A 643-nucleotide genomic window follows, 5' to 3' on the forward strand; every position below is an offset into this window, starting at 1 on the left:
GACATCAGCGTCACCATCGAACAAAAGTTAGCCGCATTGCGCTGCCATGTCTCGCAATTAGGCGCCGACCAGACCGAACTGGCCGCGATGGTGCGGCAATGGGCCGCCGAACGCGGGCAGTCGTTTGGCTTGGCGCTAGCCGAAGCGTTTCACCGGGTGGAGAACTAGGCGGCGAAGCTGGTTGCGCTCAAGAGTAAGCAGAGCGCAATGAACCATAGCGCAGCGTCGAGCGTGCATCAGTTCAACTGCCGCGTCCATATTTAGTACAGTTGACGCCAATGTCAGACTCGGCTATACTACCAACGGCGGGCCGGTAGCTCAGAGGTAGAGCACCTGACTTTTAATCAGAGGGTCGTGGGTTCGATCCCCACCCGGCTCACCATGCATACAGCCTCGTGTCGCAGCGACGCGAGGCTAATTTGTTGTGTAGTTGGCGCGAGCGGGGGTTGGTTTCCCTCACCCCCGTTCCTTCTCCCGAATTAGCAGGAGGGGGCGCTGCTTAGATGCAGGCCAGTGCGCATCTTTCTCGCCGCACCGCAGCCCTCCTGCCCCCCTCCCGACCTCCCCCCGCTGGGGGGAGGCGGGGGTCCTCCCCCCCCCGCCCGGGGGGGGCTGGGGTGGGGGGGGGGTGCACGCACCCGCG

At 63.8% G+C, this 643-nt stretch carries 1 tRNA gene; it reads left to right on the forward strand.

The window, feature by feature from the left end:
• Window positions 1-307 precede the first annotated feature (307 nt).
• A tRNA-Lys gene (locus tag NZU74_20560) sits at window positions 308-382 on the forward strand.
• Window positions 383-643 lie beyond the last annotated feature (261 nt).

This window comes from Chloroflexaceae bacterium (genome assembly GCA_025057155.1).
Classification (GTDB): domain Bacteria; phylum Chloroflexota; class Chloroflexia; order Chloroflexales; family Chloroflexaceae; genus JACAEO01.